11 protein-coding genes are annotated in these 12019 nt (G+C 54.6%); 2 read left to right on the top strand and 9 right to left on the bottom strand.

Annotation, left to right across the window (positions count from 1 at the left end; translation table 11 throughout):
• Window positions 1–26 precede the first annotated feature (26 nt).
• Window positions 27–518, top strand: a complete 492-nt coding sequence (locus G556_RS10385) for a DedA family protein (RefSeq protein WP_036916108.1) — start codon at window positions 27–29, stop codon at window positions 516–518.
• Between the two features lie 52 nt (window positions 519–570).
• Here G556_RS10385 and G556_RS0105785 read toward each other — a convergent pair whose 3' ends face one another.
• The 7 genes from G556_RS0105785 to G556_RS0105755 all read right to left on the bottom strand — a co-directional run bounded on the left by G556_RS0105785 (window position 571) and on the right by G556_RS0105755 (window position 7627).
• The gene (locus G556_RS0105785; RefSeq protein WP_155938447.1) at window positions 571–1335 is read right to left on the bottom strand and encodes an amino acid ABC transporter ATP-binding protein; all 765 of its coding nucleotides are present in this window, start codon (window positions 1333–1335) and stop codon (window positions 571–573) included.
• A 5-nt stretch (window positions 1336–1340) separates the two neighbouring features.
• On the bottom strand, window positions 1341–2030 hold the full coding sequence (locus tag G556_RS0105780) for an amino acid ABC transporter permease (protein ID WP_446250271.1): 690 nt from the start codon (window positions 2028–2030) through the stop codon (window positions 1341–1343).
• A gap of 258 nt (window positions 2031–2288) precedes the next feature.
• Window positions 2289–3254 carry an ABC transporter substrate-binding protein gene (locus G556_RS0105775; protein WP_028822085.1) on the bottom strand — a complete coding sequence of 322 codons (966 nt, stop codon included), beginning with the start codon at window positions 3252–3254 and terminating at the stop codon, window positions 2289–2291.
• Between the two features lie 21 nt (window positions 3255–3275).
• Window positions 3276–3602: a TraR/DksA family transcriptional regulator gene (locus G556_RS10380; RefSeq protein WP_036916106.1), complete on the bottom strand. Its 327-nt coding sequence runs from the start codon at window positions 3600–3602 to the stop codon at window positions 3276–3278.
• A 66-nt stretch (window positions 3603–3668) separates the two neighbouring features.
• Complete coding sequence (locus tag G556_RS0105765) at window positions 3669–6509, bottom strand: vitamin B12-dependent ribonucleotide reductase (protein WP_028822084.1); 2841 nt, start codon at window positions 6507–6509, stop codon at window positions 3669–3671.
• A 72-nt stretch (window positions 6510–6581) separates the two neighbouring features.
• Window positions 6582–7040: a transcriptional regulator NrdR gene (gene nrdR, locus G556_RS0105760; RefSeq protein WP_028822083.1), complete on the bottom strand. Its 459-nt coding sequence runs from the start codon at window positions 7038–7040 to the stop codon at window positions 6582–6584.
• A 248-nt stretch (window positions 7041–7288) separates the two neighbouring features.
• Window positions 7289–7627, bottom strand: coding sequence for a hypothetical protein (locus G556_RS0105755; protein WP_155941757.1), 339 nt, complete (start codon window positions 7625–7627; stop codon window positions 7289–7291).
• A gap of 216 nt (window positions 7628–7843) precedes the next feature.
• Between G556_RS0105755 and lexA the strand changes: the two genes are divergently transcribed.
• Window positions 7844–8626, top strand: coding sequence for a transcriptional repressor LexA (lexA, locus tag G556_RS0105750; protein WP_051176726.1), 783 nt, complete (start codon window positions 7844–7846; stop codon window positions 8624–8626).
• Here lexA and G556_RS0105745 read toward each other — a convergent pair.
• Window positions 8623–10491 carry an ATP-dependent DNA helicase gene (locus G556_RS0105745; protein WP_233418195.1) on the bottom strand — a complete coding sequence of 623 codons (1869 nt, stop codon included), beginning with the start codon at window positions 10489–10491 and terminating at the stop codon, window positions 8623–8625. The two genes, lexA and G556_RS0105745, sit on opposite strands and share 4 nt — an antisense overlap.
• Window positions 10492–10579: 88 nt before the next feature.
• The gene (hflX, locus tag G556_RS0105740; RefSeq protein ID WP_028822079.1) at window positions 10580–12010 is read right to left on the bottom strand and encodes a GTPase HflX; all 1431 of its coding nucleotides are present in this window, start codon (window positions 12008–12010) and stop codon (window positions 10580–10582) included.
• Window positions 12011–12019 lie beyond the last annotated feature (9 nt).

The raw sequence follows: 12019 nt of genomic DNA, 5'->3' as shown, positions 1-12019 counted from the left end.
GGTGTGCCTTATTCAGAGGAGGTTTTGTGAACCCTTTCGACTGGGATGCGCCCTGGGCTGTGTTGTTCGCCGCGCTCTTTGTCATCGTCTTCTTCCGATCTAACCTATTCCACCTGATCGGTCGGGGTCTGGTTTCCGGTTTTGCAAAAACCGAGCTGTTATCGAGCTACCTCGAGTCTGCGGGATATAGAAGAGCCCAAGATCTAATCTGCCGATATGGCGCTCCGATCGTCGCTTTGTGCTTTGCGACGGTAGGTTTTCAAACGCTCGTTCTTCTTGCATCTGGAGCAGCGAAGATGCCCATGAGACGATACCTGCCTGCCAACATCCTCGGTTGCCTTCTGTGGGCGATTATCTATTCCACTGTAGGAATGGTTGGATTCAGGCTGATCGGCTGGGCCTGGGACAAGTCACCCGCAGTGACGATTACCATTGCCGTTGCCGTTGCTGGGCTCATTTATCTTTTCGTAAGAAGAAATCGCAAAGTAGCCGAACAAGAGCATCTTGCCCAGAACTAAGAAAATCGCCGCCCTTAATCAGGCGGCGATTTTCATATTTGCAAATAGTTTTTTAAAGAACCTTGCTGAAGAACTCTTTGGTCCTCGGCTGGGTCGGATTATCGATCACGTCACGGGGCTTACCTCGTTCGACGATCAAGCCCTGATCCATGAAGATCAACTGGTCTCCGACCTCTCGAGCGAAACCGATCTCATGGGTAACGACGATCATAGTCATGCCATCCTCAGCTAGCTCACGCATAACGCCGAGGACCTCCCCCACCAGCTCAGGGTCCAGAGCGGAAGTCGGCTCGTCGAAGAGCATCAGCTCAGGCTCCATAGCGAGAGCTCGCGCAATAGCAACGCGCTGCTGCTGACCACCGGAAAGTTGCGACGGATAGTGATCGACGCGATCACCGAGGCCGACCCTCTCCAGCTGTTTGATTGCCAGCTCCTTGGCCTTATCCTTCGACATTTTCTTAACGTGGACGGGCGCCTCCATGACGTTGCCGAGGGCGGTCATGTGTGGGAACAGGTTGAATTTCTGGAAGACCATGCCGATCCGGGAGCGCTGCTTGGCGATATCCTCATCACGAAGACGGTAAAGAACCTTTTCACCGTTCTTTTCCTCTTCGCGATAGCCCATCAACTCACCATCAACCCAAATGCGGCCGGCGTCGATCTGTTCCATCTCGTTGATGCAACGGATCAGCGTGGACTTGCCGGAACCCGAAGGCCCTAGCACCACGCAGACCTCGCCGTGAGCAACATCAAGGTCGATGCCTTTTAGAACGTGGAGGTCACCGAAAAACTTGTGAACCTCGCTTACCTTTACCATTTCGCTCATGGCGTCACATCCAAATTGATTTGATCCTTAACAGTGCCCGACGCCGCAATCATCTGCTGGCGGGACCCAAACTTAGACTTTTTTGTCGAAGCGTCCTGATCATCGTCGAAGCCACGTCCATAGTACTTCTCGAGCTGAGTCTGGCCTACCATCAAGATGGAGGTAATGATCAGGTAGTAGATCATGGCGACCATCAGCAGAGGAACCGGAAGGAAGGTCTGACTACCAATCGCGTTGGTAACGAATGTTAGCTCCAGCGTGAACGGAACTGCGGTAACCAGCGAAGTCGTCTTAAGCATGGAGATGGTCTCGTTACCGGTCGGAGGAACGATAACGCGCATCGCCTGCGGAATGATGATCCTGCGCAGCACCTGCCCAGGCTTCATACCCAAAGCCGTTGCAGCTTCAGTCTGCCCCTTATCGACAGAATTAAAACCGGTACGGATAATCTCTGACAGATAAGCGCCCTCGTTCAGGCCCAGACCAAGCGTTGCGGCGACGCCCGCGTTGATGACGTCCTGAGTGGTGAACACGAAGAACTCAGGACCGAACGGAATGCCCAGTGAAAGCCTCGGATACAGAACCGGCAGCAGACCCCAGAACACCAACTGCGTGTAAACAGGGGTGCCACGGAACAACCAGATGTAGCCCCATGCCACGGCGCGCAGAATCGGATTCGTACCCATCCTCATGATTGCGGTCGTCACGGCAAGCGTTATGCCGATGATCATTGCGCCCAGCGTCAAGAGCAGCGTCCAGCCAACACCCATCAGAATCCGGGAATCGAACAAGTATTCCCAGACCACATCCCAGCGATAGTTGGGGTTGGTGATCAGGCCATGCACGAACATGGCCATGAGCACCAGAACGATAGCCGCCCACACCCACAAGCTCGGTTTAAAAACCGGCTTGGCGTTAATTAGTTCGACTTTTTCCTTCGACACTTAGTCAACCTTCGGGTTCAGTTCAGCGGTAGTCACCGCAGCCTCGGTGCTAACGCCCCAAGACTCAAGGATCTTGTTCCAGGTGCCGTCGTCAATAAGCTTTTGCATAGCTTCCTGGACGGCCTCGGTCAGTTGCTCGTCGGACTTGTCAACGACGATGCCCTGCGGAGCAGAATCACGGATTCCACCGATCACCTCAAGCTGACCGTTGGTCATTGCCACTGAGTAGTCCGCGACGGTGGAGTCGGCGAACATCGCATCGATCTTGCCGCCGGCGAGGTTGGTGGTGACGTCAGTCTGCTTTCCGTAGCTAGCGACGTTGATCTCAGGTTTGCCTGCGGCCATGCATTCCTTAGTCATCTCGCGCAGCTGATCTTCCTGAGAAGTGCCGGTCTGGACGCCAATGTGTTTGCCGCAAACATCATCCGGGTTAAGTTCCTTCGGATTTCCCTTCTGGACAGCGTAGGAAGAGCCCACTTTGATGTAAGCGATCATGTTATAGGCATCTGTACGCTCCTGCGAAACAGTGAAGGAGGAAATACCCAGGTCGTACTTGGTGCCCATACCGGGAAGCAGGCTAGCGAATTCAGCAGCGCTAAGTTCTGTCTCAACGCCTAGGACCTTGCCCAATGCTTTGCCTAAATCGACGTCGTAACCAATACCGGTTTGCAGATCGTCAGCGCGGAATTCGGCTGGTGCGTAATCAATGGCAGCACCGATTACCAGCTTTCCGTTGTTCTTAATCTTTTCGGGAAGTTTAGCCGCGATCGTTTCGTCCTTTTGAATTGCGGAAACGTCGTAGCTTCGGTCCTTATCGGACTTTGCAGCGCCATTTTCGCTACCAGCACCACCACAAGCGCTCAGCGTCAGTGCCAAGGTCAACAGTCCAGCGGAGATGATCTTCTTGTTCACGATTTTGCCCTTCGTCCTTCGGTCCGAACCGAAGCTGTAGATCGGCTCGTTCATCTTTAATGGAATAATTATTAGTTATACAGCATGTTTAACACATTTGGAAGACCAAGGCCTAAATTCGAGACGTTCCTTTCCAATTTCCTCTCCACACTCGTCACATTTTCCGTACGTGCCCTCCGCCAACTTTTGCTTCGCACGACGAACTTGAGCGAGCAGATCTGAGAGATTCTGCGCACTGAACGAGTCGTTAAACGCCTGCACAGCCTGGATAGTTCCATCCCCGATGCGCTTACCAAAGCCGATTGCACCATCTAGATCCACGGGCTTGGCCAGTTCAGCCAGCTGAGCCTTCAGATCTTCCTCGCGTTCATTCAGCCTTGCGAGTATTTCATCGTTATCCACAATGCCTCCTAAATGCCTAAGGCCGGACGGGAAAACCCGCCCGGCCAAAAAGCTAATCACTTGAGTTTAGCTGCAACCGCTAGTAGAACCGCAGCCCTCGCAGACATAGCAGCTTCCAGAAGGACGCATCTTCGTACCGCAGATCATGCACAGCGGAGCGTCGACCTCCATTCCGGTGATTTCCTCGAGAAGCTCGCTAGTGGTGTGCGCATGCGATTCCTCTCGACCATCCGAGATTAGGCTGGGTTGAACCGGACCGGCCTCATCGGTGCGGATGTCGTCACCGGCGTCGTTCTTCAGCTGCTCATACTCCGGCATCTGAGCTTCATCCTCTTCGCTCATGTAACGCCCAGTTTCGACGTAGTGGGCACGCTCCGCAGCGGTGTAGATACCGAGCTCGGAACGCTCATCGAAAGTCAAGTAGTCGAGCGCAAGCCTGCGGAAAATGTAGTCCATGACGGACTGCGCGATGCGGATATCCGGGTCGTCAGTCATGCCAGCGGGCTCGAACTTCAGGTTCGTGAACTTCTGGACGAAAGTGGTCAGCGGAACACCGTACTGCAAACCGATCGAGACGGCGATGGAGAATGCATCCATGACGCCCGACAGAGTCGACCCCTGCTTACCCAGCTTCAGGAAGACCTCACCCAGCTTGCCAGAATCGTATGCTCCAGAGGTCATGTAGCCCTCTGCACCACCAACAGAGAAGCGGGTGGTGCGACCCGCGCGAGACTTCGGCAGTCGAGTACGCTTCGGGCGGTACTCGATGCGGACCTCAGTGGCCGGAGATTCCTTCTTCTCCTCTTTCTTCTTGACGGCAGACAGCGGCTGACCAACCTTGCAATTGTCACGGTAGACAGCGACTGCCTTAAGACCCATCTTCCAACCGGCCATGTAAACGTTGGCGATATCCTCGACGGTCGCCGATTCCGGTAGGTTTACGGTCTTACTAATGGCGCCCGAAAGGAACGGCTGAACGGCAGCCATCATGCGCACGTGCCCCATCGGCTCGATGGAACGAACACCCATGGCGGTGTCGAAAACCTCGTAATGCTCGAGCTTCAGATACGGCGCATCAACCACATTGCCCTTCTCAGAGATGTAGTCGACAATTTCGTCAGCCTGCTCCTTGGAGTAGCCAAGGTTCTTCAAAGCGCGCGGTACGGTCTGGTTGACCATCTGCATGGAACTGCCATCAATCAACTTCTTGAACTTAACCAGCGAAAAGTCCGGCTCGATACCGGTGGTATCGCAGTCCATCATGAAGCCAATAGTGCCGGTAGGCGCGAGAACCGAAACCTGAGCGTTGCGGTATCCGTTACGCTCACCAACTTCGACGACCTGACTCCACTGGTCGGCAGCCGCTGCCTTTACCTCGTAGTCGACCTGGTTCAAAGTGTTAATCTTGGCGTTCGCCTCGGCATGCATACGCATGACATTTTTATGCGGCTCGGCGTTCTTCTCGTAGCAAGCGTAGGGGCCAACGATCCCAGCGATTTCGGCGCTGCGGCGGTATGCAGTACCGGTCATCAAAGAGGTGATCGCCGCTGCCAGAGAGCGGCCTCCCTCACTGTCGTAGCCCTTGCCGAGGGCCATCAGCAAGGCGCCGAGGTTCGCATAGCCGATGCCAAGCTGGCGGAAGTTGCGAGTGGTTTCGGCGATGGGCTCGGTCGGGAAGTCCGCGAACACGATGGAGATCTCCATGGCGGTGATGACCAGCTCGACGGCCTCGATGAAGCGCTTCACGTCGAATGTGTCGTCCTCACGAAGGAACTTCAACAAGTTGAGGCTAGCCAAGTTGCACGAGGAATTGTCCAGGCTCATGTATTCCGAGCACGGGTTCGAGGCATTGATTCGACCAGAGTTCGGGTCGGTGTGCCACCGGTTAATAGTGTCGTCGTACTGAATGCCAGGGTCAGCACACTCCCAGGCAGCCTTCGCTATCTTGTCGAAAAGATCCCGCGCATCTACGGTTTCAATGGCTTCGCCAGTCGTCCTCGAGATCAGATCAAAGGGCTTGCTGTCCTCGACAGCCTGCATGAACTTGTCGGAGACACGAACCGAGTTGTTTGCGTTCTGATACTGAACACTGACGATGTCTTTGCCACCAAGATCCATGTCGAAGCCAGCATCGCGAAGGGCACGAATCTTGTCTTCTTCACGAGCCTTGGTCTCAACGAACTCTTCAATATCGGGGTGATCGACGTCGAGCACAACCATCTTCGCCGCGCGACGAGTGGCGCCACCAGACTTGATGGTGCCCGCGGAGGAATCGGCGCCTCGCATGAAGCTAACCGGGCCGGAAGCAGTGCCACCTGAAGAACGCAGCAGCTCCTTCGAGGAGCGAATGCGCGAGAGGTTCAGGCCCGCACCAGATCCGCCTTTGAAGATCATTCCTTCTTCGCGATACCAATTAAGAATCGACTCCATCGAGTCGTCGACCGAGAGGATGAAGCAGGCGCTAACCTGCTGCTTGGCATTCGTGCCAACGTTAAACCAAACCGGAGAGTTGAAGCTGAAGTACTGATGCAGAAGTAGCCAGGTCAGATCGTCGGCAAAGGCCTGAGCGTCTTCAGAGTTAGCGAAGTAACCATTCTCTTCGCCAGTCTGACGATACTTGTTGACAACGCGATCGATCAGGGTCTTCAGGCTGGTTTCACGTTCTGGGCTGCCCTTGGCGCCACGGAAATACTTCGTGGTAACGATGGTAGCCGCGTTCTGGCTCCAAAAGTCGGGGAATTCAACGCCCTTTTGGCTGAAAACTTCCTCGCCGGTTTTCCAGTTCGTCTGCACCACATCACGCAACTGCCAGGTGACCTCGTCATAAGGATGCACGCCGGGGGTTGCAAATTTTCTCTCAATGCGTAGCCCTGGCTGCCTGCCTTCGGCAGTCTGAGTGTCAGTCATTATCTACCTCTCGATTAGATTCCACTGGTTTGATTTTGAGCGCACAAAACCCAATGGATTTAGTGCAAGTTTTTATTCGACGCCGACTCTACGGGACTTCAGCCCCTCTATTTCGGAAAGAAAATCGTCAACGCTTTGATAGTCCTTATAGACGCTTGCGAATCGCAGATACGCCACGTCGTCAAGTTCGCTAAGCGGGCCGAGTATGGCCAATCCAACATCGCCGCTTTTGACCTCGGCTTGGCCAGTTGCACGCAACTTGTCTTCGACCTGCTGCCCGAGATGAGCCAGTTGCTCTTCAGTCACAGGTCTTGACTCACAGGCTTTACGAACCCCGTTAACTACTTTTTCTCGGTTGAAAGGCTCAACAACCCCACTTCTTTTCACAACGACCAGTTGAGTCTGCTCGATTGTAGTGAAGCGACGTTCGCATTTTTGACACTGCCTACGCCGACGAATGCTCGCGCCTTCGTCTGCATTACGCGAATCCAACACCCTGGATTCTCCATGGTGACAGTACGGACAGTGCATGTTTGCGGTTCCCTTCATCCCCTAGCGGAAATCGCTGTTTCAGCCTTAAAACAAAATGTCTGTTGTAGCACTTTTAAGAGCAATGATCAACTCGATAAAAGCTCGAAAACCACAACAATTAGTTAGCTAACCAGGCGTCAACCACTAGATGTTGACAACATTACACCATACCGAAAACCGTTCAACACCGCCCCACGCTCAAGGCAAAAAATCATCTTTCCACCCAGCATAGAGCGCCTGAGCAAAGCTCAGCGAACAGACATCACCACTGAAGACTGCTGAGAAGCAGCGGAATCAGTACCCAAATATTGCCCCACAGCAACGCCAGCACCGAGTAAAACCGCAACGACGAAACTGGCAATAATTGCACCCATGCAACGATTGCTCAACTGCTCCTGTTCGAGCGACTCCTCCGAAGGCAACGCCAACACCATAGGCTCAGAAGTTCTAAGCGGAGCTGAAGGCTGAACAGGCCTACACCCAGGTGCGCTCAGCCGAGCACCTCGCTCCACGCGAACACCACGAGCCCTCGTAGGCATCTCAACGACCAAGGCTTCCTGACCGGATTCCCTCAACATGATGCTCATTTCGACTTCCTCCCATACCGCGAGACAAAACTTTCGCTTCAACCGGTCGACCAAAGCTTAAGCTTACTCGAACATGTGTTCGATTAAAGATTAAGCTATTTTACTTCACGCTTCAAGCTTGAAAACAAGTCAACCAGCCGGGTCTGACAAAAAATGCGCTTATCCACACTCGAACGGGTGTTTGATTATTTATTCCGCTTAAAGTAAATTGAAAACATGGCTGGAAACCCTAGGAAAAACTCGAAATTGGGCGCCGCAACGGCTGCTCGAAAAAAAACTGGCGCTGGCAAAAAAGCCGGTCGACCGAGCGAGTCTTCTCTAGATGCGACTTTGAAAAGTCAGATTCCAGAGTTCTTCTTTGCCGACTCCCGATTCGAGGGGCTCACCAAACGACAGCTGCTCCTGCTCAGCGTCATAGACTCCAGCATCAAGGAGCGGGGATACCCGCCTTCGATCCGAGAAATGGCTAGGGCCGTGGGGCTCGCTAGCCCATCGAGTGTTTCCCATCAGCTAAAAACATTAGAAAACGGGGGCTTTCTAGTGCGTCAGCCCAACCGCTCAAGAGCTTTGGAAGTTGTAGGTCTGCAGCAAGAAGCGCACGAAAGGGAACCGCGGATGCCATCGGACGCCGTAGAGGTTCCGTTAGTCGGCCAGATCGCAGCCGGAGCTCCAATCCTTGCTGAGCAACACGTCGAAGACGTCATGCCGCTGCCCCAACAGCTTGTCGGCCACGGCCAAACATTCATGCTAGAGGTCCGCGGCGACTCGATGATCGACGCGGCAATCTGCGATGGAGACTACGTAGTAGTACGCAGCCAGCCCGATGCGTCCAATGGAGAAATCGTCGCCGCGATGATAGACGGAGAGGCCACCGTCAAAACTTTGAAAAAGACACCCAGCCAGGTCTGGCTGTTGCCGCACAACGAGTTTTTCGAACCGATCAACGGCAACAACGCAACCATCCTGGGCAAGGTGGTAGCAGTCCTCCGAAAGATCTAAATTTCTGCCGATTTAGCCAGTCTTTGTAGCGCCGAAACCACTGTTTCGTGGTCTCTCGTTCGCCAAAACGGCGGCAATGACCTCAACAGGAACGAGCCGTATCTGGCGGTTACCATTCTGCTGTCTAGAACTGCGACGACTCCCCTGTCGCTTTGCCTGCGGATCAGACGTCCTGCGCCCTGAGCCATCAATAGCCCCGCATGCGAAGCAGCAACTGACATGAAACCATTGCCGCCAGCCCTGTCGACGGCATCTTTTCTGGCCTGCATGAGGGGATCATCGGGCCTGGGGAAGGGGATTTTTTCGATCACAACCAGCTGGCAAGAGTCTCCCGGCACATCGATACCTTGCCACAGGCTCAAAGTTCCGAATAGCGCGGTGTTCGGTTCCGCTGCGAACCTTTTAGTGAGTTCCGAGATCTGAGCCTCGCCCTGACACAGCACCGTCATGGCAGGCAGCTGAGCCCGAACGAATTCTGCGGCCGCGGTCGCAGAGCGCTGGGAGGCGAAAAGCCCCAAAGCGCGTCCGCCAGAGGCCCAGACCAGTTCAGTTATCTCTTTGAGCACTTCTTCGCTAAGACCGTCGCGAGACGGCTTGGGCATGTGCGAAGGCAGGTAAAGGATGCCCTGTTTTGCGTATTCGAACGGCGATCCCACGTCCAGACTGGACCAGACGCTTCCTTCGTCCGACTTGGCAAGCCCAACAGATCCGGCAGCCGAGTTGAACTTACCGCCGACCGCGAGCGTCGCAGAGGTCATGATCGTGGTGACCTGGTCCAAAACCTTTTCACGCATCAATCCGGAAACAGAAAGGGGTGCCACGTTAATACTTGACCCGAATCTGTCGCTAACCGTCAGCCAAACCACATCGTGGCTGGAAAGCTCGGAGATCCTCTTAGCAACCTCGTGCACCTCATATGCCATGGCCGCAGACTGCGCTTTTTCGGGTGCCTGAGTGGCGTTGCCGCCGCTCATCGCAGAAATAACGTTCCTCATCAGTTGCCGAACAACGTCCGCAGCCAAGACGGGGCTAGCTCCTGGCTCGGTCAACCTGCCGGGTTCGCAATCTGAAATAGCAGCAGAAAAATCCTCTGCGGCATCTGTCAACTGTTCAGCTAGCTCGTCGCTAACCCAAGGAGAGCAACTTTTCGCGGCGCGAGCAATCAGAGCAGCCGTTAGTTCCGCGCTCGCGGCTCCTGTGACCCGATCTGTAAGTTCGTGCGCCTCGTCAATGATCACCGCGGAATGGTCCGGAAGAACGTTATTGTCCGCCATCGCGTCGATGGCAAGCAGAGCGTGGTTAGTTATCACCAGATCTGCCTCACCGGCTTTAGTTCGGGCGCGCTCCGCGAAACATTTATCGGCGAAACTGCACGCCTGAGCGCCGATACACTCTCTGGAATTAACTGAGACCTGCTTCCAAGCCAGATCGGTGTGAGCGGGTGCATCTTCGCGCTCTCCAGAACCTTCGTCGATCTCGTCATTAGCCCACTCGCGAAGTTCGACAACTTGTTTACCCAGCGAACTAGTTGAGCCGGAATCGCTTGGTTGCCCGATCAGCGCGTCCTGCTCAGCCACAACCTCATTAACCCGCATCAGGCATGCGTAGTTAGAGCGTCCTTTCAGAACCGCAACCTTTGGTTTCGTGCCGGTGACATCTTCGATCGCAGAAAGAATAAGCGGAATATCCTTCTTAGCCAGCTGCGATTGCAGTGCGAGCGTTGCCGTTGCTACTACTACCGGATCGTTGTCGCATGCCCACACCATTGCAGGGGCTAGGTAAGCCAGAGATTTACCAGTTCCTGTCCCGGCCTGCACGAGCAGGTGCCGCCCACTATTTAAACTCGCCTCCACGGCCTGAGCCATCTTCCGTTGGCCATCGCGAGGATGCCCGGACAGCTTTTCGACAGCTGCGTCCAAGCAGTTGAGTGAATCAGACACCTTAAGGTCCTAACTAGTCGCAGAGAAAATCGGTTAATTCGGCAGCCAAACCGCCATGCACCCGCGCCCTTATCTCGGTGCCTTCGGGCAGATACTCGCTAAAGATTAACTCCCCCTGCTTGTGCACCTTATCGACCAATTCACCATGGTTCCAAGGCACGATCGCATGAATCTCCACCTCCGGACGTGGCAGCAGCTGTTCGATTCGTTCGCGGAGCTCGCTAACTCCTTGCCCAGTGCGAGCCGAGCAGAAAATGGCATCCGGATAGTGCCTGCGCAAAATCATCATTTGATCAGAATCGGCCAGGTCGCACTTGTTTATGACGAGCTGTTCCCTAATATCTCCTGCACCAATGTCGTTCAGCACCTGACGCACAGCGGTGATCTGGCCCTGTGGGTCCGGATCGGCGCCATCGACGACATGCATCAGCAAGTCGGCCTGGTTGGTCTCCTCAAGAGTCGACCTGAAAGCCTCCACAAGATCAGTCGGCAAATGCCTAACGAACCCAACTGTGTCGGTAAGCGTGTAGACCCTACCATCGGCGGTTTGAGCGCGCCTGGTCGTCGGATCCAAAGTCGCGAACAGCGCGTTTTCCACCAACACACCGGCATCGGTGAGTTTATTCAGCAGCGAAGATTTGCCGGCGTTAGTGTATCCAACAATCGCTACCGAAGGCACCTGGCGACGGTGACGTTCTGCTCGTTTGATCTCTCGTGTGCTATCTAGTTCACGAAGCTTTTTTCGCAGGATCGCGATTCTGCTGTTGATTCTTCTTCGGTCGGTCTCAATCCGGGTTTCGCCAGGTCCCCTACCACCGATGCCGACGCCACCAGCAGCCCGACCACCGACCTGGCGGGAAAGGTTGCCGCCCCAGCCCCTCAAGCGCTGTTTTAGGTAGTTCAGCTGGGCCAGCTCGACTTGTGTTTTGCCCTCCGCGCTTTTTGCATGCTGGGCGAAGATGTCAAGGATGAGCGCGGTTCGGTCAACCACCTTTACCCCGACCCTGTCCTCGAGGTTACGGAGCTGAGCAGGAGCCAATTCGCCATCGCAGATGACGGTGTCCGCACCATTAGCAATAACTGAGTCTCGGAGCTCTCCTACCTTGCCCCTGCCAATGTAGGTCGCAGGATCTGGACGCTGCCGTCGCTGAATTAGCCCATCCAAGACTTGGGAACCTGCAGTTTCTGCGAGCGCTTTCAACTCAAAAAGCGCGTTTTGTGCGTCGGCCTTGCTTCCGGTAGTCCAAACAGAAACGAGCACTACTCGCTCCAGACGAAGTTTTCGGTACTCGACGTCGCTGACGTCCTCGAGTTCCGTCGAAAGCCCAGGAACGCGACGAAGTGACAAGCGCTCGGCTAGATCGAGCTGGTCTTCCTCTGGGAGCTCCAGCTGGGCTTCGGGGTCTTCACCATCGGCGGAAATGTCTTCGAATTCTTGCGTCATTTGGCTTCT

The sequence above is a fragment of the Propionimicrobium lymphophilum DSM 4903 genome (genome assembly GCF_000423485.1).
GTDB lineage: Bacteria > Actinomycetota > Actinomycetes > Propionibacteriales > Propionibacteriaceae > Propionimicrobium > Propionimicrobium lymphophilum.
Note: the sequence above shows the minus strand (reverse complement) of the source record. Positions and strands in the feature narration are given on the sequence as shown.